This is a genomic window from Streptomyces sp. NPDC048565 (genome assembly GCF_040650935.1).
Classification (GTDB): Bacteria; Actinomycetota; Actinomycetes; order Streptomycetales; family Streptomycetaceae; genus Streptomyces.
In genome coordinates this window covers 79,211-100,660 of record NZ_JBEZIH010000002.1, presented here as the reverse complement: position 1 = coordinate 100,660, position 21,450 = coordinate 79,211, and the positions used below count along the sequence as shown (strand labels likewise).

20 protein-coding genes are annotated in these 21,450 nt (G+C 67.7%); 11 read left to right on the top strand and 9 right to left on the bottom strand.

Features of this window, described 5'->3' with window-relative positions; translation table 11 throughout:
- The first annotated feature begins 59 nt into the window (after positions 1-59).
- The 5 genes from AB0C75_RS02605 (at position 60) to trxA (ending at position 4,900) form a co-directional block, all read left to right on the top strand.
- On the top strand, positions 60-1,766 hold the full coding sequence (locus AB0C75_RS02605; RefSeq protein WP_362886329.1) for a serine/threonine protein kinase: 1,707 nt from the start codon (positions 60-62) through the stop codon (positions 1,764-1,766).
- A gap of 42 nt (positions 1,767-1,808) precedes the next feature.
- Positions 1,809-2,513: an RNA polymerase sigma factor SigM gene (gene sigM / locus AB0C75_RS02600; protein ID WP_362886328.1), complete on the top strand. Its 705-nt coding sequence runs from the start codon at positions 1,809-1,811 to the stop codon at positions 2,511-2,513.
- Complete coding sequence (locus AB0C75_RS02595) at positions 2,510-3,421, top strand: zf-HC2 domain-containing protein (protein ID WP_362886326.1); 912 nt, start codon at positions 2,510-2,512, stop codon at positions 3,419-3,421. The genes sigM and AB0C75_RS02595 overlap by 4 nt, the downstream gene beginning before the upstream one ends.
- Positions 3,422-3,547: 126 nt before the next feature.
- Positions 3,548-4,519: a thioredoxin-disulfide reductase gene (gene trxB / locus AB0C75_RS02590; RefSeq protein ID WP_362886324.1), complete on the top strand. Its 972-nt coding sequence runs from the start codon at positions 3,548-3,550 to the stop codon at positions 4,517-4,519.
- Between the two features lie 45 nt (positions 4,520-4,564).
- Positions 4,565-4,900, top strand: coding sequence for a thioredoxin (gene trxA, locus AB0C75_RS02585; protein ID WP_362886322.1), 336 nt, complete (start codon positions 4,565-4,567; stop codon positions 4,898-4,900).
- A gap of 90 nt (positions 4,901-4,990) precedes the next feature.
- Here trxA and AB0C75_RS02580 read toward each other — a convergent pair whose 3' ends face one another.
- The 9 genes from AB0C75_RS02580 to rpmH all read right to left on the bottom strand — a co-directional run bounded on the left by AB0C75_RS02580 (position 4,991) and on the right by rpmH (position 11,932).
- On the bottom strand, positions 4,991-5,608 hold the full coding sequence (locus tag AB0C75_RS02580) for a GNAT family N-acetyltransferase (protein WP_362886320.1): 618 nt from the start codon (positions 5,606-5,608) through the stop codon (positions 4,991-4,993).
- A 304-nt stretch (positions 5,609-5,912) separates the two neighbouring features.
- Positions 5,913-7,013, bottom strand: a complete 1,101-nt coding sequence (locus AB0C75_RS02575) for a ParB/RepB/Spo0J family partition protein (RefSeq protein ID WP_362886318.1) — start codon at positions 7,011-7,013, stop codon at positions 5,913-5,915.
- A complete protein-coding gene (locus AB0C75_RS02570; RefSeq protein ID WP_362886316.1) occupies positions 7,010-8,104 on the bottom strand; it encodes a ParA family protein in 1,095 nt (364 codons plus the stop codon). The genes AB0C75_RS02575 and AB0C75_RS02570 overlap by 4 nt, the downstream gene beginning before the upstream one ends.
- Positions 8,105-8,397: 293 nt before the next feature.
- Positions 8,398-9,114: a 16S rRNA (guanine(527)-N(7))-methyltransferase RsmG gene (gene rsmG, locus AB0C75_RS02565; protein WP_362886314.1), complete on the bottom strand. Its 717-nt coding sequence runs from the start codon at positions 9,112-9,114 to the stop codon at positions 8,398-8,400.
- A 99-nt stretch (positions 9,115-9,213) separates the two neighbouring features.
- Entirely contained in the window at positions 9,214-9,723 is a 510-nt protein-coding gene (locus AB0C75_RS02560) for a R3H domain-containing nucleic acid-binding protein (protein WP_362886312.1), read from the bottom strand.
- Positions 9,724-9,737: 14 nt separating this feature from the next.
- A complete protein-coding gene (yidC, locus tag AB0C75_RS02555; protein WP_362886310.1) occupies positions 9,738-11,045 on the bottom strand; it encodes a membrane protein insertase YidC in 1,308 nt (435 codons plus the stop codon).
- A 3-nt stretch (positions 11,046-11,048) separates the two neighbouring features.
- Positions 11,049-11,408 carry a membrane protein insertion efficiency factor YidD gene (gene yidD / locus AB0C75_RS02550; protein WP_362886309.1) on the bottom strand — a complete coding sequence of 120 codons (360 nt, stop codon included), beginning with the start codon at positions 11,406-11,408 and terminating at the stop codon, positions 11,049-11,051.
- On the bottom strand, positions 11,405-11,776 hold the full coding sequence (gene rnpA / locus AB0C75_RS02545; protein ID WP_078850491.1) for a ribonuclease P protein component: 372 nt from the start codon (positions 11,774-11,776) through the stop codon (positions 11,405-11,407). The genes yidD and rnpA overlap by 4 nt, the downstream gene beginning before the upstream one ends.
- An 18-nt stretch (positions 11,777-11,794) precedes the next feature.
- The gene (gene rpmH / locus AB0C75_RS02540; protein ID WP_014047156.1) at positions 11,795-11,932 is read right to left on the bottom strand and encodes a 50S ribosomal protein L34; all 138 of its coding nucleotides are present in this window, start codon (positions 11,930-11,932) and stop codon (positions 11,795-11,797) included.
- Positions 11,933-12,313: 381 nt separating this feature from the next.
- Here rpmH and dnaA point away from each other — a divergent pair, with 381 nt between their 5' ends.
- The 6 genes from dnaA to gyrB all read left to right on the top strand — a co-directional run bounded on the left by dnaA (position 12,314) and on the right by gyrB (position 21,384).
- Entirely contained in the window at positions 12,314-14,098 is a 1,785-nt protein-coding gene (gene dnaA, locus AB0C75_RS02535) for a chromosomal replication initiator protein DnaA (RefSeq protein ID WP_362886306.1), read from the top strand.
- Between the two features lie 888 nt (positions 14,099-14,986).
- On the top strand, positions 14,987-16,117 hold the full coding sequence (gene dnaN, locus AB0C75_RS02530) for a DNA polymerase III subunit beta (RefSeq protein WP_362886921.1): 1,131 nt from the start codon (positions 14,987-14,989) through the stop codon (positions 16,115-16,117).
- Between the two features lie 145 nt (positions 16,118-16,262).
- Entirely contained in the window at positions 16,263-17,141 is an 879-nt protein-coding gene (gnd, locus tag AB0C75_RS02525) for a phosphogluconate dehydrogenase (NAD(+)-dependent, decarboxylating) (RefSeq protein ID WP_362886305.1), read from the top strand.
- A gap of 61 nt (positions 17,142-17,202) precedes the next feature.
- Positions 17,203-18,333 (top strand): DNA replication/repair protein RecF, encoded by a 1,131-nt coding sequence (recF, locus tag AB0C75_RS02520; RefSeq protein WP_362886303.1) that lies wholly within the window; start codon positions 17,203-17,205, stop codon positions 18,331-18,333.
- A 74-nt stretch (positions 18,334-18,407) separates the two neighbouring features.
- On the top strand, positions 18,408-18,911 hold the full coding sequence (locus AB0C75_RS02515; protein WP_362886919.1) for a DciA family protein: 504 nt from the start codon (positions 18,408-18,410) through the stop codon (positions 18,909-18,911).
- A 403-nt stretch (positions 18,912-19,314) separates the two neighbouring features.
- Complete coding sequence (gyrB, locus tag AB0C75_RS02510) at positions 19,315-21,384, top strand: DNA topoisomerase (ATP-hydrolyzing) subunit B (RefSeq protein WP_362886301.1); 2,070 nt, start codon at positions 19,315-19,317, stop codon at positions 21,382-21,384.
- Positions 21,385-21,450: the final 66 nt, after the last annotated feature.

Below are 21,450 nucleotides of genomic sequence, written 5' to 3'. Positions count from 1 at the left end.
TGGCGTGACTGTGCAGAGCTGGCTGGCATCGCGCAACGGATGGGGAGGCAGGAACGACGGTGGCGGAACGTAGCACGGCTGCTGTCGACGTGGCCGACAACAGCGGCGACGAGCCGCTGACCGCCAAGGCGGACGCGGCCACGACCGACGGGACGGCAGAAACCCAGGACGCAGAGGCGGAGGGCGCGGGCCCTCAGGACGCGGAGAGCGAACGTGACGGCTCGGACGCCGTACCGGCGTCGCCCGACCTGCACAGCGGCCACAAGCTGGCCGGACGCTACCGCCTCGAGGAGTGCGTCACCCGACTGGACGGATTCAGCAGCTGGCGGGCTGTCGACGAGAAGCTGCGGCGCGCGGTAGGTGTTCACCTGCTGACCGCGGATCATCCGCGCGCCCGCTCGGTGCTGGCCGCGGCCCGTTCCTCCGCGCTGCTCGGTGACCCGCGCTTCGTCCAGGTCCTGGACGCCGTGGAGGAGGACGACGTCGTCTACGTCGTCCACGAATGGCTCCCCGACGCCACCGAGCTGACGGCTCTGCTGGCCGCCGGCCCCTTCGAAGCCCACGACGCCTACCAGCTCGTGAGCCAGATCTCCCAGGCCATGGCGGCCGCGCACCGTGAAGGACTGGCACATCTGTGCCTCACTCCCGGTGCCGTACTGCGCAGCTCCACCGGCCAGTACCGGATCCGCGGCCTGGCCGTGAATGCCGCACTGCGCGGCATCACCGCCGATCAGCCGCTCCGGACGGACACCGAGGCCATCGGCGCGCTCCTCTACGCGTCCCTGACCCGCCGCTGGCCCTACGAGAGCGACGCATACGGCCTCTCCGGGCTCCCCAAGGACCTGGGCCTGATCCCACCGGACCAGGTGCGGGCGGGCGTCCACCGGGGTCTGTCCGAACTCGCCATGCGCGCGCTCGCCAACGACGGCGCCACCGCGTCGCGCCAGGAACAGCCCTGCACCACCCCGGACGAGCTGGCGAAGGCTGTCGCGGCCATGCCGCGCATCCTCCCCCCGGAACCCACCTTCACCGCACCGCCCGAGTACCAGCGCACGACCTATCAGCAGGGCACCTACGGGCGCCCCTCGGTGAGGCCCAGCTCCGCCACCCAGCCGGTCATCACCGCTCCTCCGCCCCCGCTCCAGAGCCGTACGGGCAAGGTCCTCAAGTGGGCCGTGTCCGCGCTGCTCATCGCCGCTCTGGGCCTCGGCAGCTGGCAGCTGGCAGAGACCGTGCTCAACCGGGACAGTGACTCCGGGGAACCGGCCCCGACGCAGACCGCCGACGACGGAGGGGACGACAACAACGCCTCCGAGCCCAGCAAGCCCATCACGATCGTGAGAGCCAAGGACTATGACCCGCTCGGCGCGGACGGCTCCGAGAAGCCCGGCTCGATAAAGAACGTCTACGACGGGGACACCAGCTCCTACTGGAGCACGGACGGCTACTACAGCGCCGACTTCGGGCGGCTCAAGGAAGGCGTCGGAGTCGTTCTCGACCTCGGCAAGGTCCAGCAGGTGGGCAAGGTCAAGGTGTCCTTCCTCGGCGGCGACACCTCCGTCGAGCTGAGGACCACGCAAGCCTCGTCCATTCCCGCGATGCCGGACGGCTTCACCAAGGCCGCCAAGGGATCCGGAACGAAGGTCTCCCTCAAGCCCGACAAGCCGGTGCAGGCGCGGTACGTTCTGGTCTGGCTGACCAAACTGCCCATGAGTGAAGACGGCAACTACAGGGGCAAGGTCTCGGATATCAAGATCACGAGCTGACGGTGGCAGGCAGCTGACGGCACCAGGGGAGGGGGCTCACCGTTGAACGACGCCAGATTCGCCGGCATCAGCGATCACGATCTCCTGGCCCAGCACGTCGCAGGCGAACCTGACGCCTTCGGCGAGCTCGTACGACGGCACCGTGACCGCCTCTGGGCCGTGGCCCTTCGCACGCTGGGCGACCGCGAGGAGGCCGCCGACGCGGTGCAGGACGCGCTCGTCTCCGCCTTCCGCGCCGCCCACACCTTCCGTGGCCAGTCAGCTGTCACCACATGGCTGCACAGGATCACCGTCAATGCCTGCCTGGACCGTGCCCGTAAGACGGCCTCCCGGAAGACCGCTCCGGTCAATGACACCGAGCGGCTCGACCAGCTCATGGAGCCTCACGAATCGGCCGAGGCCCCCGCCGAACGGCAGGACCTGCACCGAGAGCTACTGGCCGCGCTGGCCACTCTGCCGGCTGAGCAGCGCGCCGCCCTCGTCCTCGTGGACATGCAGGCGTACCCCGTCGCGGAAGCTGCCCGCATCCTCGACGTGCCGACCGGCACCGTGAAGAGCCGCTGTGCCCGAGGCCGGGCCAGACTGCTCCCCCTGCTGGCCCATCTGCGTATCAACAGAGAGGACGGCAAGGACGTCCCCATGGAAAGGAACCGGAGGCAGGGGCCATCCGTCCCACCTGCGTCAGGGCCAAGAGACGCAGGCGACAGCGACCCTGCCGGCGTGAAGGGTGGAGGTGGGCTCGCATGACATACACAGCCGACGCGGCTCAGCACCCGGACGTCGCGGAGATCTCCGACCTGGCGGAGGGCCTCCTACCACCGTCTCGCGAGGCGGAACTCCGCCACCACATCGACGCGTGCGAAGAGTGCGCAGACGTCCACTCCTCGCTGGAAGAGATCCGCTCCCTGCTGGGGGCTGCACTGCCCCTCCAGGAGCGCATGCCCGACGACATTGCTGACCGGGTCGACGCCGCACTCGCATCGGAAGCTGCGGCCTCCTCCCCGGCACCCGCCGGAGCCCTCGTTGTTTCACGTGAAACAACGACCGAGAGCATGGTCACCTCCGGGCCACCGGCGGGTCATCCTCGTGGCGCCACCGGCCCCGGCCGGAGCCGGACCCGCCGCCGACGCCGCACAGTCATCTTCGGCACGGCCTTCGGTGCTGCGGCTGTCGGCATGAGCGTCTTCCTGCTCCAGGTCTCCCAGGATTCGGCCGTCGGGAAGGCCGACCATGGAGTCAGCGCCGCGGAACAGAGCCCGGGGGACTTCTCGCAGGGCACTCTGGAGGGCCGCGTCCATACGCTGCTCAGCGCGACGCGTGATTCCGAGGCTCAGGAATCCGACCCGGGCAAGCCGTCTCTGGGCACCAAGTCGTCGCCGGGGGACACATCCCCCGATGCTTCGCCACCCCGTAGTCCCCTGCTCGCGCCGATCGTGGATGTTCCGCCCTGCGTGCAGCAGGGCACGGGCCGGGACGCGCCTGCGCTGGCCATCGAAGAAGGAAGCTACGAAGGGACGGCCGCCTTCCTTGTCGTGCTGCCCCATGCAACCGACTCGACGCGCGTCCAGGCCTATGTCGTCGACTCAGCCTGCGTGAATTCCACCCCCACGACCAAGGGGCAGCTACTGCTCACGCACTCCTACGCACGCCCCTGAGCGCCCTGCCGGGAGCCGGGCCGGTATTCAGGGAATGCATGGCCCGTAGGATCCGTTGGGTGGGGTGAGAGTCGTGGAACCGACCCCAGTAGGCAGTAGGCAGTCTGTAGAGACGAGGAAGAACCCGTGAGCGACGTCCGTAATGTGATCATCATCGGCTCCGGGCCGGCTGGTTACACCGCCGCCCTGTACACCGCTCGCGCATCGCTGAAGCCTCTGGTGTTCGAGGGCGCTGTCACCGCCGGCGGCGCACTGATGAACACCACCGACGTGGAGAACTTCCCGGGCTTCCAGGACGGAATCATGGGCCCTGAGCTCATGGACAACATGCGCGCCCAGGCTGAGCGGTTCGGCGCCGAGCTCCTCCCCGACGATGTCATCTCCGTCGACCTCTCGGGAGACGTCAAGACCGTCACGGACACCGCAGGCACAGTGCACCGCGCCAAGGCCATCATCGTCACCACGGGATCCCAGCACCGCAAGCTCGGCCTGCCCAACGAGGACGCGCTCTCCGGACGCGGTGTCTCCTGGTGTGCGACCTGCGACGGCTTCTTCTTCAAGGACCAGGACATCGCCGTGGTCGGTGGCGGCGACACCGCCATGGAGGAGGCGACCTTCCTCTCCCGGTTCGCCAAGTCCGTCACGATCGTGCACCGCCGCGACTCCCTGCGAGCCTCCAAGGCCATGCAGGAGCGCGCGTTCGCCGACCCGAAGATCAAGTTTGCGTGGGACAGCGAGGTCGCCACGGTCCATGGGGACCAGAAGCTCTCCAGCCTCACCCTGCGCAACACCAAGACCGGCGAGACCTCCGAGCTTCCGGTGACGGGCCTGTTCATCGCTGTCGGCCACGACCCTCGCACGGAGCTCTTCAAGGGCCAGCTCGACCTGGACGACGAGGGCTACCTCAAGGTCGAGGCCCCCTCGACGCGCACCAACCTGGAGGGTGTCTTCGGCGCCGGCGACGTCGTCGACCACACCTACCGCCAGGCCATCACAGCCGCCGGTACCGGCTGCTCCGCAGCTCTCGACGCAGAGCGCTTCCTGGCCGCGCTCTCCGACCAGCAGCTCGCCGAGCCGGAGAAGACCCCGGCAGTCTGATCGTCTCCCCCGAACCCACACCCCCGCGAAGCTAAGGAGGTCGCCGTGGCCGGCGCCCTGAAGAACGTAACCGACGACTCCTTCGATGAGGACGTCCTGAAGAACGACAAGCCCGTGCTGGTGGACTTCTGGGCCGCCTGGTGCGGCCCGTGCCGCCAGATCGCGCCTTCGCTGGAGGCCATCGCGGCTGAGCACGGCGACCAGATCGAGATCGTCAAGCTCAACATCGACGAGAACCCGGCCACCGCGGCAAAGTACGGCGTGATGTCCATCCCCACGCTGAACGTGTACCAGGGTGGCGAGGTCGCCAAGACCATCGTCGGTGCCAAGCCGAAGGCCGCGATTCTCCGCGACCTCGAGGGCTTCATCGCCGAGAAGTAGTACCCGCTGTTTCACGTGAAACGGGCTCACCCCGCAGGGTGAGCCCGTTTTGCATGTTCCTCAGCCGTCCATCACGGGAGTCCGCGGGAGTCAGAGGGGCCGTAGCACCGGTTCCTTCTGTACGGCACCCAGCAGCCTGTCCAATGCCAGCTCGACGTCTTCCTTCCAGGAGAGCGTCGTACGCAGCTCAAGCCTCAGCCGCGGATGCACAGGGTGAGGGCGTACCGTCTTGAAGCCGACCGCGAGCAGGTGATCTGCGGGCAACACACAGGCGGGCTCCTTCCAGCGCGCATCACCGAAGACCTCGATCGCCTTGAAGCCTCGCCGCAGCAAGTCCTTGGCAACGGTCTGCACGATCACGCGCCCCAGCCCTTGTCCCTGGAAACCCGGCACGATCAACGCGGTCATCAGCTGGACGGCATCAGGGGACACGGGGCTGGTGGGAAACGCCGTGGAACGGGGGACGTAAGCAGGCGGTGCATAGAGAACGAAGCCGACCGCGACATCGTCCACATAGACGACCCGCCCGCAGGAGCCCCACTCCAGCAGCACAGCGGAGATCCAGGCTTCCTTCTCGTGTTCAGGTCTGCCCGCCTTTACCGCAGCTTCTCCACTGACCGGATCAAGCTCCCAGAAGACACATGAGCGGCAGCGCCTGGGGAGATCCGGAAGGTTGTCCAGTGTGAGCGGTACGAGTCGTCGCCCCATGTAGGCGGTTCCCCACTTCCTTCGCCCCCCGCATCACGTGCGGCTGCAAGCGCACTCCGTTCTCGGAACAGACTGCCGACGAACCCCCCGACAGCGCCAAGCCCCAAACCGACTGTCACCAGGTGGCTGCGATTCACTGATCGCACGGCCCCCGCCTCCTCTGAGGTGGATCACGGTGGTGGATACGCCCTACCAGAACGCATCGTAACCACCCAGAGGTGATGGGGACACCGAGAGACGGCAAAGGGCGGGCCGGGTTCCGGGAAGTTCCCGGACCCGGCCCGCCCTCAGGGCCGCGTGCGGATCAGGCCTCGTCCGCCTCGGCCTGCTCTTCCTCGATGCTCTGCTCCAGCACGCGTCCCTCGCCGGGAGCGAGGCTGCCAAGAATGCGGTCCAGATCCTCCATCGAGGCGAACTCGACGACGATCTTCCCCTTCTTCTGCCCGAGATCGACCTTCACCCGGGTCTCGAACCGGTCCGAGAGACGAGAAGCCAGATCCGTCAGCGCCGGTGCGACCCGGCCGCCGGCCCTGGGACCCCTTGGCTTCGCGGAACTCGTAGGCTCGGATCCGAGGAGGTTCACGATCTCCTCCACCGCACGCACCGACAGCCCTTCGGCCACGATGCGGTGCGCCAGCCGGTCCTGCTCCTCCGAGTCGTCCACCGACAGCAGGGCCCTCGCATGCCCTGCTGAGAGAACCCCTGCGGCGACCCTGCGCTGCACCGGCGGGGAGAGCCGCAGCAGACGGAGCGTGTTCGACACCTGCGGACGTGACCGGCCGATCCGGTCCGCCAGCTGGTCATGCGTGCACTTGAAGTCCTTCAGCAGCTGGTCGTACGCCGCCGCCTCTTCCAAAGGGTTCAGCTGAGCCCGGTGCAGGTTCTCCAGGAGTGCGTCCAGAAGCAGCTTCTCGTCGTCCGTCGCGCGGACGATGGCCGGGATGCGTTCCAGCCCGGCTTCGCCACAGGCCCGCCAACGCCGCTCGCCCATGATGAGCTCGTAGCGGTCCTCGTCGACCTTGCGCACGACGACGGGCTGGAGAAGGCCGACCTCCTTGATGGAGGTGACCAGCTCGGCCAAAGCGTCCTCGTCGAAGACCTCACGCGGCTGCCTGGGGTTGGGTGTGATCGAAGGAAGGGGAAGCTCGGCGAAGTAGGCCCCGGCGGAGTCGCTCTGCCCGGTGGCGGGCTCCGGCTCGCCGACCGGAGAACTCGGCTCCGGGACGAGAGGTCCGGAGGGGAGTGCGGCCAGTTTCGCGGCGGCCACTCCGCGCTCGGCGGTCATCACGGGGGACGAGCCCCCCGCATTCGTACCGGCCCCGGGGCTCGCGCCCGACTTCTCCTGAGGAGCTGCGGGGATCAGTGCACCGAGCCCACGCCCCAGCCCTCTACGACGCTCGCTCACTGCATGCCCTCCGAATGGCTCTGCTGACTGTTCTGGACGCCCGTGTGGGCGGGTTCGCCCGTGGGTGCGTGCTGGGCCTCGTAATGCACCCCGACGCCTCTCAACGCGATCTCACGAGCCGCCTCGAGGTACGACAGGGACCCGCTGGAGCCCGGATCGTACGTCAGCACGGTCTGCCCGTAGCTGGGCGCCTCCGAGATACGCACGGAACGCGGGATGCTGGTCCGCAGCACCTCCTTGCCGAAGTGGCTGCGCACCTCCTCCGCGACCTGCGAGGCAAGCCTGGTCCTGCCGTCGTACATGGTGAGCAGGATCGTCGATACATGGAGATCGGGGTTCAGATGCCCCCGCACCAGATCGACGTTACGCAGCAGCTGCCCGAGACCCTCCAGTGCGTAGTACTCACACTGGATCGGGATGAGCACCTCGGCTCCTGCCACGAGCGCGTTGACCGTCAGCAGGCCGAGCGAGGGCGGGCAGTCGATGAGGATGTAGTCCAGCGGCTGGTCATAGGCCTGGATCGCCCGCTGGAGCCGGCTCTCCCGCGCCACCAGCGATACCAGCTCGATCTCCGCGCCCGCGAGATCAATGGTCGCCGGTGCACAGAAGAGCCCTTCGACGTCCGGGACCGGCTGGACCACTTCGGAGAGCGGCATGCTCTCCACCAGTACGTCGTAGATGGAGGGGACTTCCGCGTGATGGTCGATTCCCAGAGCCGTGGAGGCATTCCCCTGCGGATCGAGGTCCACCACCAGGACGCGTGCACCATGCAGCGCGAGCGAAGCAGCAAGATTGACCGTCGAGGTCGTCTTACCCACACCGCCCTTCTGGTTGGCCACGACCATGACGCGTGTCCGGTCCGGCCGTGGCAGCCCCTCGCCGGCGCGGCCGAGGGCCTCGACCGCCAGCTGAGCCGCACGACCAATAGGTGTGTCGTCCATCGGCGGTGGTGTTTCACGTGAAACACCGTCCCCCAGGGACTCGGTACGGGGACCGGGGACCGGATCGGTCATCGGTCCCGCGATGTCGGCGTCGGACCGCAAGGATTCACTCTCCTCGACTTCAGGCTCGCAATGAACAGAGCCTGCCATGCTTTCGGGGTCGTGAACCAGCGAGGCCGACTCTTCTGTGGATGAATCCGGTTTTGTGGACAACTCGGGGGCCCGTACGGGCTTACGGTCGCGCGGTGCGGCAGCCGCACGACCGCGACCGATGATTCCCTGCAGGAGAGAGCGACGTTTCACGTGAAACACGATGCCTCCGCAGTACAGCGGCGGGCTCCCGACACTCCGCAGGCGGCGCATATCGCTGCTTGCATGGAGCATCATGGCAAAAGAGCTTTAACTGCACTAACAGGGATATAGGGAACTCGCCGAGCTAGCGCTCATCGACGTCGCCGCGTTCGACTCACCCGTGCGGCCTTGGCCCGCTTTGCGGCGAACCTCACACCGCCCGGACTTTCCCCGACCACCACACGCACCACCGTGGCCGCCGGATCGACCAGCCCCTCACCGACATGCAGCACCTCGGTCTCCACCACTCCGAGCTTGCTCAGCGCGGCCCGAGCACCTTGGATCTCCTCCGCGGCCGTGCCTCCCTTGAGCGCCAGCATCTCCCCATACGGGCGGAGGAGGGGCACACCCCATCCGGCGAGCCGGTCGAGCGGGGCAACCGCCCTGGCGGTCACCACATGAACGGGCTGGAGCGTTCCGAGCACCTCTTCGGCCCGACCGCGGACCACCGTCACATGGTCCAGCCCCAGAAGCTCGACAACCTCCTGAAGGAAGTTCGTACGCCGCAGGAGCGGTTCCAGGAGCGTGATCTTCAGGTCGGGGCGTACCAGGGCCAGCGGGATCCCCGGGAGTCCCGCCCCCGAACCCACATCGCACACCGTGACGCCCTGGGGAACCACCTCGGAGAGCACCGCACAGTTCAGCAGGTGGCGCTCCCAGAGACGCGGCACCTCACGCGGACCGATCAGCCCTCGCTTGACGCCCGCGTCCGCGAGCAGCTCCGCGTACCTGACAGCCTCTGGGAAGAACTCACCGAATACCGCCTGCGCCTCCTGGGGCGCCTGAGGGAGCTCTGCTTCCTCCGTCACGGGGACCGTCCTTCCGTACCGCACTAGCACGCTGACTATCAGGCTGACAAAGATCGGCCCCGCCTGTGAACAGGCGGGGCCGACAGTACAAGGGTCCGGTCAGGCCGGGAGGACGACGACGAAGCGCTGAGGCTCCTCGCCCTCGGACGCGCTGCGCAGACCCGCTGCCGCGACCGCGTCGTGCACGACCTTGCGCTCGAACGGCGTCATCGGCTCCAGCTTCACGGGCTCGCCGGAGCTCTTGACCTCATCCGCGGCCTTGCCGCCCAGCGCGGCGAGAACCTCACGCTTCTTGGCGCGGAAGCCGGCGATGTCCAGCATCAGGCGGCTGCGGTCACCGGTCTCACGGTGAACAGCCAGGCGCGTCAGCTCCTGGAGCGCCTCAAGCACCTCACCATCGCGGCCCACGAGCTTCTGCAGGTCACGAGCCGATTCGCTGAGGATCGAGACCGCGGCCCGGTCCGCCTCCACATCCATGTCGATGTCGCCGTCGAGGTCGGCGATGTCGAGCAGGCCTTCGAGGTAGTCAGCCGCGATCTCACCCTCCTGTTCGAGGCGGGTCAGAGTGTCGCTGCCCTCAGCGGCCGTGGTGGTGGTGCCTTCCGTCACGGATGGACTCCTTCTTACTTCTTGGACGGGTGCTTGGGCCGCTGCTGGCCGCCCTTGCGCTGTCCTGACTTGGCTTGGCGTGAGGAGCCGGACGCGGCGGACTTGCCCGCCGGCTTCGGCTTGTCGTCCTGCTTCGGCTTGTCGTCCGGGGATGCGTCCTGCTTGTCCAGAGAGGTCTTGGACTCCGACGTCTTGGACTCCGAGCCGGAGTCGGTGGCGTCGGAGCTCTTCGCCGTGCCCGACGGGGCCGCGGTGTGACGCTTCGCCTTGGTCTGACGCTTGGGCTGCTGCCGCTTGGCCGCAGCACCACCCTCGGCCTCGAGAACGGCGGCCTCGCTCTTCTCCACCGAGCCGTCCTCCTGGGCGGCGAGACCCAGCTTGCCCAGACCGGTGATGAACTTGCGCTCGATGTCGTTACGGTCGGGCCCCTTGGCGACGAGCCGCTTGACGGTGTTGCGCCGCGTCCTGCCACGCACCTCGCCATGAGCGGTCACGCTCTTCAGCAGGCGGTTCAGGTACTGGTCCTGCGCCTTGCTGCCCGGGGTGGGGTTCTGGTTGATCACATACATCTGCTGACCCATGGTCCAGACGTTCGTGGTCAGCCAGTAGACGAGAACACCGACGGGGAAGTTGATGCCCATGACGGCGAAGATCAGCGGGAAGACGTACATGAGCATCTTCTGCTGCTGCATGTACGGGGTCTTGACCGTCAGGTCGACGTTCTTCGTCATCAGCTGGCGCTGCGTGAAGAACTGCGACGCGGACATCATCACGATCATGATCGCGGTCACGACACGGACGTCGGTCAGGGAGGCGCCGAGCGCCTGCACCTTGTCCTCGCTGTCCATGAACTTCGCGGCCAGCGGGGCGCCGAAGATGTGTGCCTGCCGGGCACTGTCCAGCAGCGGCTGGTCGATGACACCGATCGTCTTGCCCGAGGCGATGGCCGAGAGCACGTGGTACAGGGCGAAGAAGAACGGGGACTGCGCCAGGATGGGAAGGCACGAGGAAAGCGGGTTGGTACCCGTCTCCTTGTACAGCTTCATCATCTCTTCGGACTGACGCTGCTTGTCGCTCTTGTAGCGCTCCTGGATCGCCTTCATCTTCGGCTGCAGGACCTGCATGTTCCGGGTCGACTTGATCTGCTTGACGAAAAGCGGGATCAGGCAGATCCGGATCAGGACCACCAGGGACACGATGGACAGGCCCCAGGCCAGCCCCGTGTCATCGCCGAAGAGCGCTCCGTACAGCTTGTGGAACTGGACGATGACCCACGAAACAGGTGTGGTGATAAAGCTGAACAGACTGGCAATCGTGTCCACTAATCAGGCTCCTTGAGCTTTGGGCGAGGTCTCTGTGGCCGGGCTCAGAGGTTCGGAGACCGACCCCCCGGTAGGCACATCGGCGGCGGAGTCCCCGCCCTTGCCGCCACGCACCCAGCTGCGCAGCATTTCGTGCCAACGCGGACGTTTGCGTGGCGGTACGTAGTCCACGCCGCCGGGTGACCACGGATTGCACCGCAGGATGCGCCATGCGGTCAGCGCTGTTCCCTTGATCGCACCGTGCCGGTCGATCGCCGTATATCCATAGTGGGAACACGACGGGTAGTAACGGCAGACGGGCCCGAGAAGCGGGCTGATCGTCCACTGGTACAGCTTGATGAGAGCCAGCAGCGGGTACTTCATCGCGCGCCCCCTCCCAGTAGCCGCTGAAGGGCGGCGTCCAGGTCTCGGGCCAGCTGTGCATGGTCGGCGTCGCCCGATCCGGGCAATGCTCGTACGACAACAAGGCTACCGGGGGGCAGCTGAGCAAGCCGATCGCGGACCAGATGGCGAAGCTTCCGCTTCACCGCGGTGCGAACGACTGCTCCACCCACTGCTTTGCTGACAACGAAACCCGCACGCGGCGGGGGAGCACTCTCCCCTGTCACGTGCGGGTCCGTAGCACCGCTGCGTAGATGTACGACGAGTAGCGGGCGTCCGGCCCGACGTCCCCGGCGTACAGCGACCGCGAAGTCCTCGCGCCGCCTCAGCCGATTCTCGGTAGGCAGCACGTCATGACCTGGCCGCGATCAGGCGGACAGGTTGGCGCGACCCTTGCCGCGACGGTTCGCGAGAATCGCGCGGCCGGCACGGGTACGCATACGCAGTCGGAAGCCATGGGTCTTGGCGCGACGACGATTGTTCGGCTGGAAGGTGCGCTTGCTCACTCGGGGGCTCCAGAAATGATTCGTGTGTTGGCGGGACATCGCCTGGCTGTCACCGTGCGCCCACGAGGAACTCGCGTAAACGCCCTAGTGCACCGCTTCACAATCACAGATCGTGATGTTTGCCCATCGGAGGCAGGCGGCAGCAGCCATCGACAACTCGACCTGGTCACGGTACGCGCGGCTACGCCATCCGGTCAAACCAGCTTCGCACGACCCCCTGCTGTACACAGCCTGTGGACAACAACTTGAACCGCGCGGGTCGGCCTGACTACCGTGGCTGAACCCCGTTTCCTTTCCTTCCTGCCTGCCGGGCCTCACCCGTCCCGACCCATCCCGTCCCGAGAAGTACACATTCGTGGGACATGCGAGAGAGCGTGCCTTGTGGCTGACGTACCTGCCGATCTTGCCGCAGTGTGGCCGCGAGTGCTGGAACAACTCCTCGGGGAGGGCCAGCAGGGCATCGAGCCGAAGGACAAGCAGTGGATCGAGCGCTGCCAGCCCCTGGCACTCGTCGCCGACACCGCGCTCCTGGCCGTGCCCAACGAGTGGGGCAAGCGCGTCCTGGAGGGCCGGCTCGCGCCGCTGATCAGCGAGACGCTCACCCGTGAGTGCGGACGGCCGATCCGGATCGCGATCACCGTCGACGATTCCGCGGGTGAGCCCCCGGCTCCGCCCGCGCCCCCGATGCACCAGCCCCACCAGGGACAGCAGTCCCACCGCTACCAGGGGCCGCAGCACGACGAGCCCCCGCGTAACGACGGGTACGACAACTACGGCCCCCGGCCGTCCGACGACGGCATGCCGACGGCCCGCCCCGCCTACCCGGACTACCAGCAGCACCGCCCCGAGCCCGGAGCCTGGCCCCGCACCCAGGAGGACCTCTCCTGGCAGCCCAGGCACGGCGGCTACCAGGACCGCGATCCGTACGCGAGCCCCCGCCCGCAGCAGCCGCAGCACGACTACCGTCCGCAGCCGCCCGAGCACCAGGGTTACGAGCAGCAGCGCGACAGCCGCGACCGCCACGACCCGCAGGATCAGCAGCCCCAGCACCGCCAGAACGGTCCGGGGACCGGCAGGACGAGCGGCGGCCCCATGGGCACGCATTCCGCGCCGCCGCCCGGGACCGGGGAGCCGCACGCCCGGCTGAATCCGAAGTACCTCTTCGACACCTTCGTCATCGGTGCGTCCAACCGCTTCGCACACGCTGCGGCGGTCGCCGTCGCCGAGGCCCCCGCGAAGGCGTACAACCCCCTCTTCATCTATGGGGAGTCGGGGCTCGGCAAGACCCACCTGCTGCACGCCATCGGGCATTACGCGCGAAGCCTCTACCCGGGCACCCGGGTGCGGTACGTGAGCTCGGAGGAGTTCACCAACGAGTTCATCAACTCGATCCGCGACGGCAAGGGCGACACCTTCCGCAAGCGCTACCGCGACGTGGACATCCTCCTGGTCGACGACATCCAGTTCCTGGCGAGCAAGGAGTCGACGCAGGAGGAGTTCTTCCACACCTTCAACACGCTCCACAACGCCAACAAGCAGATCGTGCTTTCCTCCGACCGGCCGCCCAAGCAGCTGGTGACCCTCGAGGACCGGCTGCGCAACCGGTTCGAGTGGGGCCTCACCACGGATGTGCAGCCTCCGGAGCTGGAGACGCGTATCGCGATCCTCCGTAAGAAGGCCGTGCAGGAGCAGCTCAACGCCCCGCCCGAGGTACTCGAGTTCATCGCCTCCCGGATCTCGCGCAACATCCGCGAGCTGGAGGGCGCTCTCATCCGTGTGACCGCCTTCGCGAGCCTGAACCGGCAGCCGGTCGATCTCGGCCTGACCGAGATCGTGCTCAAGGATCTGATCCCGGGCGGCGAGGACTCGGCTCCCGAGATCACCGCGCCGGCCATCATGGCGGCGACCGCTGACTACTTCGGGCTGACGGTGGAGGATCTCTGCGGATCCTCGCGCAGCCGCGTCCTGGTGACGGCGCGCCAGATCGCCATGTACCTCTGCCGCGAGCTGACCGATCTCTCCCTGCCCAAGATCGGCGCTCAGTTCGGCGGTCGCGACCACACCACGGTGATGCACGCCGACCGGAAGATCCGGGCCCTGATGGCGGAGCGCCGCTCCATCTACAACCAGGTCACCGAGCTCACCAACCGCATCAAGAACGGCTGACCCACCGGCAGGCAGCCACCTTCGCCCGCCGTTCGGTGCAGCGCCCGAGGGCGCCTCCTGAGGACGTACGTCGTCCTCGGGAGGCGCCCTTTCGTCGTCCTGATCCGGCGGGCTCCCTGCGGAGTGTTCGAATACTGGCCCTGAACAGGCCCTTCTCCACAGAAAAACGGGAAATCTGGCGTCCACAGCCTGGGGACTGCGAAGTTGTCCAGATTGCGTCCACAGGGCCGGCTGCCGATACTCCATCAGGCCAGGTCACATGCCTGGGGATTTGTGGTCAACGATGATCCACAGCCTGTGGACAGATTTTTCGTCCACAGGGCCTCGATGACGTTGTCCACCGGCAGCCCACAGGCTCGGCCCTGTTGTCCCCAGCTTCTCCACAGCCCTGTCCACTGTTCGGCAACGCGACACCCGCTTTCACTGTCGAGAGTGAAAGGCGTCACACCAGGTCCCTTGGTTGGGCTGTGGGGAACGTGGGTAAAGCTGGGGACAGGCCTGGGGAGAAGTCACCCCGCCCTGTGCATCGGGTGTGCAGAACTTTCGCGTGTCCACAGAAACGCAGAGTTGTCCACCGGTGCCACCCACAGGGTCGGTGGACAAAAAACAGCTTCTGACCTGCGAAAACGACGTTATCCACGGTTTCCACAGGGCCTACTACTACTACCACTCAGAGTTAGCCAGGAATCAGCTTCGAAGTGGGGCCTGTGCACAACTCGAGCGGCGAGCTCGGCGAACCTCTTGGCGCGACTTGACCCCGAGCAGCAACGAGTGTCGGCGCCGTACGTCAGACTGGACCCCGGTGGTCTCCCCAGCCCCTCGGCGGGGAGCCCCGGTCAGACGACGAAGGCCAGCAGGGCGAGCGAGCAACAGCAGGAGGCGGTTCCGGTGAAGATCCGGGTGGAGCGCGATGTACTCGCGGAGGCGGTGGCCTGGGTGGCCCGCAGCCTCCCGGCCCGTCCGCCGGCGCCCGTTCTTGCGGGCCTTCTGCTGAAGGCTGAGGACGGGGCCCTCAGTTTCTCCAGCTTCGACTACGAGGTCTCGGCCAAGGTCTCGGTGGACGCGGAGATCGAGGAGGACGGCACGGTGCTCGTCTCCGGCCGGCTGCTCGCCGACATCTGCCGCGCCCTGCCGAACCGGCCGGTGGAGATCTCCACAGACGGTGTACGGGCCACCGTGGTCTGCGGCTCCTCGCGGTTCACACTCCACACACTGCCTGTGGAGGAGTACCCGGCACTGCCGCAGATGCCGACCGCCACGGGCACCGTCCCCGGCGAGGTCTTCGCCTCCGCGGCGGCCCAGGTCGCCATCGCGGCCGGGCGTGACGACACGCTGCCCGTCCTGACCGGCGTCCGGATCGAGATCGAGGGCGACACCGTCACCCTCGCGTCGACCGACCGCTACCGCTTCGCGGTCCGCGAGTTCCTGTGGAAGCCGGAGAACCCCGAGGCCTCGGCGGTGGCCCTGGTGCCCGCCAAGACGCTCCTGGACACCGCCAAGGCGCTGACCAGCGGTGACACGGTGACGCTCGCGCTGTCCGGCTCGGGCGCCGGCGAAGGGCTCATCGGATTCGAGGGTGCGGGCCGCCGTACGACCACGCGACTCCTGGAGGGCGACCTCCCGAAGTACCGGACGCTCTTCCCCACCGAGTTCAACTCGGTCGCGGTCATCGAGACCGCCCCGTTCGTCGAGGCCGTCAAGCGTGTGGCTCTCGTGGCCGAGCGCAACACCCCGGTGCGGCTGAGCTTCGAGCAGGGTGTGCTCATCCTCGAAGCCGGTTCCAGTGACGACGCACAGGCTGTGGAGCGTGTCGACGCCGTGCTGGAGGGCGAGGACATCTCGATCGCCTTCAACCCGACCTTCCTGCTGGACGGGCTCAGCGCGATCGACTCCCCGGTCGCGCAGCTCTCCTTCACGACGTCGACCAAGCCCGCCCTCCTCAGTGGCCGGCCGGCCGTCGACGCCGAGGCGGACGACGCGTACAAGTACCTGATCATGCCGGTCCGGCTCTCCGGCTGACCCGGCGGTCGTTCCCTGTCACGGCAGTTCTCGGCGGGCAGCTCAGTGCAGAGCGGGCCCTCCGCGCTGCACCCCGCCGTGCCGTCCCGGCCGGGCGTAGGCTCGGTCCCGGGTACGAATCGGCACAACGCAAAAGGAATCTCTGATGGAGCTCGGTCTCGTCGGCCTCGGCAAAATGGGCGGCAACATGCGCGAGCGCATCCGCCGCGCAGGCCACACGGTCATCGGTTATGACCGCAACCCGGACGTCGCCGATGTCCACAGTCTCGAAGAGCTTGTGGGCAAGCTCAAGGGTCCGCGCGTCGTATGGGTGATGGTCCCGGCCGGTGCCGCGACCCAGTCCACCGTCGACGAGCTGGCCGAGCTGCTCTCCCCCGGTGACGTGGTCGTCGACGGCGGGAACTCCCGCTGGACGGACGACGAGAAGCACGCGGTCGAGCTGGGCATCAAGGGCATCGGCTTCGTCGACTGTGGTGTCTCCGGCGGCGTCTGGGGCCTGGAGAACGGCTACGCCCTGATGTACGGCGGCGAGACCTCGAACGTCGAGAAGGTCCAGCCGGTCTTCGACGCCCTCAAGCCCGAGGGTGACTTCGGTTCCGTCCACGCGGGCAAGGTCGGCGCCGGCCACTTCGCCAAGATGGTCCACAACGGCATCGAGTACGCCATGATGCAGGCCTACGCCGAGGGCTGGGAGCTCCTGGAGAAGGTCGACTCCGTCACCGATGTGCGCGAGGTCTTCCGCTCCTGGCAGGAGGGCACGGTCATCCGTTCCTGGCTGCTCGACCTGGCGGTCAACGCCCTGGACGACGACGAGCACCTCGACCAGCTCCGTGGCTTCGCCGCGGACTCCGGTGAGGGCCGGTGGACGGTCGAGGCCGCCATCGACAACGCGGTGCCGTTGCCCGCGATCACCGCGTCCCTGTTCGCGCGCTTCGCCTCGCGCCAGGACGACTCGCCGCAGATGAAGATGATCGCCGCGCTGCGCAACCAGTTCGGCGGCCACGCGGTCGAGAACAAGAAGTAAGGCGAGAAGCAGGACAAGAAGCAGCGCGAAACAGAACACGCAGTCGGAAGGGTCGGCGACCATGCACGTCACGCATCTCTCGCTGGCCGACTTCCGCTCGTACGCCCGGGTCGAGGTTCCTCTCGACCCGGGCGTCACGGCGTTCGTGGGGCCCAACGGGCAGGGCAAGACCAATCTGGTGGAGGCCGTCGGCTATCTCGCGACCCTCGGCAGCCATCGGGTGTCCTCCGACGCCCCCCTGGTGCGCATGGGCGCGGAGCGCGCCGTCGTACGGGCCGCGGTCACCCAGGGCGAGCGCTCGCAGCTGATCGAGCTCGAGCTCAATCCGGGCCGCGCCAACCGGGCCCGTATCAACAGGTCGTCCCAGGTCAGGCCGCGCGATGTCCTGGGGATAGTGCGGACGGTGCTCTTCGCCCCCGAGGACCTGGCCCTGGTGAAGGGCGACCCGGGCGAGCGCCGGCGCTTCCTGGACGAGCTGGTCACGGCGCGGTCCCCCCGCATGGCCGGGGTCCGCTCCGACTACGACCGGGTGCTGAAGCAGCGCAACACCTTGCTGAAGTCCGCCGCCATGGCCCGCAGACACGGCGGCCGGTCGATGGACCTGTCCACGCTCGACGTGTGGGACCAGCACCTGGGCCGGGTGGGGGCGGAGCTGCTGGCGCAGCGTCTTGACCTGGTCGCGACCCTGTCGCCGTTGGCGGACAAGGCGTACGCGGACGTGGCCCCCGGCGGCGGACCCGTCACGCTCGAGTACCGCAGCTCGGCCGGTGCCGATGTGGGACCCGCGCGCACCCGCGAGGAGCTGTACGAGCAGGTGATGGCGGCCCTGGTAGCGGCGCGCAAGCAGGAGATCGAGCGCGGGGTGACCCTGGTCGGTCCGCACCGCGACGACCTGGTGCTCGGCCTGCGGGGGATGCCGGCCAAGGGGTACGCGAGCCACGGCGAGTCCTGGTCGTACGCCCTGGCGCTGCGGCTCGCCTCGTACGAGCTGCTCCGCACCGAGGGCAACGAGCCGGTGCTGGTGCTCGACGACGTGTTCGCAGAGCTGGACGCGCGCCGTCGCGAGCGGCTGGCGGAGCTGGTGGCCCCCGGTGAGCAGGTACTCGTGACGGCGGCCGTGGACGACGACGTCCCCGGGGTGCTGGCGGGAGCCAGGTACGCGGTGTCCGCGGGGGCGGTGGAGCGGCTGTGAGCGGCCCGGACGCGCAGGGGCCCACGGGGCCCCCGGAGCAGGGGCAGGCACCGGGCCCGGCCAAGCAGCCGGAGGTGTCCGGCGTGGATCTGGCGCGGGTGGCCCTCCGCGCGGCGAAGGAGCAGGCCCGCGCCAGGGGCGCCGCGGCGCAGCAGAAGAACCAGGCGAGACGGGGCGGCGGTCTGCGGTCCGGCGCCCGGTCCGACGGCCGTGATCCGCTGGCCCTGGGCTCGGCGATCAACCGGCTGATCACCGAGCGGGGCTGGGAGACCCCGGCGGCGGTCGGCGGGGTGATGGGCCGCTGGCCCCAGATCGTCGGTGACGATCTGGCCAACCACTGTGTGCCGGTGCGGTACGACGAGGATCCGGCCGAGCGGGTTCTCACGGTGCAGTGCGACTCGACGGCGTGGGCGACGCAGCTGCGGCTGCTGGCGCCGCAGCTGGTGGCCCGGCTGAACACGGACCTCGGCCATGGCACCGTGCGGATGATCAAAGTGCTCGGTCCTGGCGGTCCGCAGCGCAGATTCGGCCCTCTGAGGACTCCTGGGAGCAAGGGGCCGGGCGACACCTACGGCTGAGCAGGGCTTTTCCTCGTCCGCATCCCGCATGGACCGACATGTGGCGGAGACGGCCCGGGCAGTGGTTCGCCCGCGTCTGTCCCGGTTCGTCGAAGCCTCGGCCCTTCCGGTCTGTACGGCTATGGGGGGATTTGGATCGCGCGAGGAGTGCGATGCGTCCCTCACCGTAGCGGGAGGTTGACAGCCCGAAGCGCGCAATGACGTCGTGAGCCTCCCAGGGCCCCTTCCTGAATATGGGGAGTCGTGAGCCGCTCATCCAGGGCGGCACATGCGTACTCAGGCACCGGCAAACCCCCATTCATGTCGGCGCTACCGGTAGACTGGTGCACAATCCCGCTCCTCCGCGGGAGTCGTCGATACAAGCCGAACGACGCAGCCGCTCCCGCCAGCCGGAGAACGGCCTGTGCTGTGCCAGAAAGGGCGCTTCGTGGCCGATTCCGGCAACCCCAACGAGAACATCCCGTCCACAGCCGGTGAGCACGGCGAGGGCACCGCCTCGTACGACGCCAGCGCGATCACCGTGCTCGAAGGCCTGGACGCGGTCCGCAAGCGACCCGGTATGTACATCGGGTCGACCGGTGAGCGCGGTCTCCACCACCTCGTGCAAGAGGTTGTCGACAACTCGGTCGACGAGGCGATGGCCGGGCACGCGGATACCATCGACGTCACGATCCTCGCCGACGGCGGGGTGCGCGTGGTCGACAACGGCCGCGGTATCCCGGTCGGCATCGTGCCCTCCGAAGGCAAGCCGGCCGTCGAGGTCGTCCTCACGGTGCTGCACGCCGGCGGCAAGTTCGGGGGCGGCGGTTACGCCGTCTCCGGCGGTCTGCACGGCGTGGGCGTGTCCGTCGTCAACGCCCTGTCCACGCGGGTCGCCGTGGAGGTCAGGACCGACGGCTACCGCTGGACCCAGGACTACAAGCTCGGTGTCCCGACCGCCCCGCTGGCCCGTCACGAGGCCACCGAGGAGACGGGGACCACCGTCACCTTCTGGGCCGACGGAGACGTCTTCGAGACCACCGACTACTCCTTCGAGACCCTCTCGCGCCGCTTCCAGGAGATGGCGTTCCTCAACAAGGGCCTCACCCTCAAGCTCACCGACGAGCGTGAGGCGGCGAAGGCGACGGCCGGCGCGGACAGCGCCGAGGCGTCCGAAGTCCCCGAGGAGGAGCCGACCCGGACGGTCACGTACCACTACGAGGACGGCATCGTCGACTTCGTGAAGTACCTGAACTCCCGTAAGGGAGACCTCATTCACCAGTCGGTGATCGACATCGAGGCCGAGGACAAGGAGCGACTCCTCTCGGCCGAGATCGCCATGCAGTGGAACACGCAGTACACCGAGGGCGTCTACTCCTTCGCCAACGCGATCCACACGCATGAGGGCGGTACGCACGAGGAGGGCTTCCGCGCCGCGCTGACCTCCCTGGTCAACCGTTACGCGCGCGACAAGAAGCTGCTGCGCGAGAAGGACGACAACCTCACCGGTGAGGACGTCCGCGAGGGTCTGACGGCGATCATCTCGGTGAAGCTGGGCGAGCCCCAGTTCGAGGGGCAGACGAAGACCAAGCTGGGCAACACCGAGGCGAAGACCTTCGTCCAGAAGGTCGTCCACGAGCAGCTGACGGACTGGTTCGACCGCAACCCCAACGAAGCGGCCGACATCATCCGTAAGGGCATCGCGGCGTCCACGGCCCGTGTCGCGGCCCGTAAGGCCCGCGACCTGACCCGTCGCAAGGGGCTGCTGGAGAGCGCCTCGCTGCCCGGCAAGCTGAGTGACTGCCAGTCCAACGACCCGACGAAGTGCGAGATCTTCATCGTCGAGGGTGACTCCGCAGGCGGCTCGGCCAAGTCCGGCCGTAACCCGATGTACCAGGCCATCCTGCCGATCCGGGGCAAGATCCTGAACGTCGAGAAGGCCAGGATCGACAAGATCCTCCAGAACACCGAGGTGCAGGCCCTGATCTCGGCCTTCGGTACCGGGGTCCACGAGGACTTCGACATCGAGAAGCTCCGCTATCACAAGATCATCCTGATGGCGGACGCCGACGTCGACGGCCAGCACATCAACACCCTGCTGCTGACCTTCCTGTTCAGGTTCATGCGGCCGCTGGTGGAGTCCGGGCACGTGTATCTCTCGCGCCCGCCGCTCTACAAGATCAAGTGGGGTCGTGACGACTTCGAGTACGCGTACTCGGACCGCGAGCGCGACGCCCTGGTGGCGCTCGGCAAGCAGAACGGCAAGCGGATCAAGGAAGACTCGATCCAGCGCTTCAAGGGTCTCGGTGAGATGAACGCCGAGGAGCTGCGCGTCACCACGATGGACGTCGACCACCGTGTACTGGGCCAGGTCACGCTGGACGACGCGGCGCAGGCCGACGACCTGTTCTCCGTGCTGATGGGCGAGGACGTCGAGGCGCGGCGCTCGTTCATCCAGCGCAACGCCAAGGACGTCCGCTTCCTCGACATCTGAGTCGGCCGAACAAGGAGGAGGGTCCGGCGATCAGGAGACGGACCCTCCAAGCCGCAGCGCGAAAGG